Source organism: Akkermansia muciniphila (assembly GCF_018709685.1).
Taxonomy (GTDB): Bacteria; Verrucomicrobiota; Verrucomicrobiia; order Verrucomicrobiales; family Akkermansiaceae; genus Akkermansia; species Akkermansia muciniphila_E.
The window spans coordinates 1-466 of sequence record NZ_JABDHQ010000045.1; the positions used below are offsets into that span (position 1 = coordinate 1).

The following is a 466-nucleotide window of genomic DNA, read 5'->3' on the forward strand; positions in this document are numbered from 1 at the left end:
CATAACGTTCGCGGCGTGTTTACACTGGTAATTCTTGTTCTCATGGTAGTTGCAACCATTGAACAAACATCATTTCATTACCATGAACAACACTTTCAACATCGGTGCCATGGACACCGTCTACCCCTTCATTCCCATGTACCCCAACGGACAGCCCCAGGGCAACTTCCTGGTCAACGGCATCACCGCTCCCGTTCTCGTTCCCAAACGGGCTGCTTCCTCCCCCACCCGCCACGAATGGTTCGGATACCTTAAGGTCATGGCTCCCGCCACCTGTTTTCTCCACCTGCATGCCCGCTCCTCCATTTCCCTTTCTATCCCCGCCAAGGAGCTGGAACTTGCCACGGAGGCCGGCTCTTCCACCCCTCTCTGCCGCCAGCTTCATTTCGAACAGGGCTATTACTGGTGCCACATCGTCCATCAATACCAGCCTTCCTTGGGGTCGGAAGAAGAGTTCTGCATTGCC

General features: G+C 54.7%; 1 protein-coding gene. It reads left to right on the forward strand.

All coding sequences use genetic code 11. From position 1 onward, the window contains the following. Positions 1-82: 82 nt before the first annotated feature. A partial coding sequence (locus HHJ06_RS11695) for a hypothetical protein (protein WP_215429966.1) occupies positions 83-466 on the forward strand: 384 nt, incomplete at its 3' end.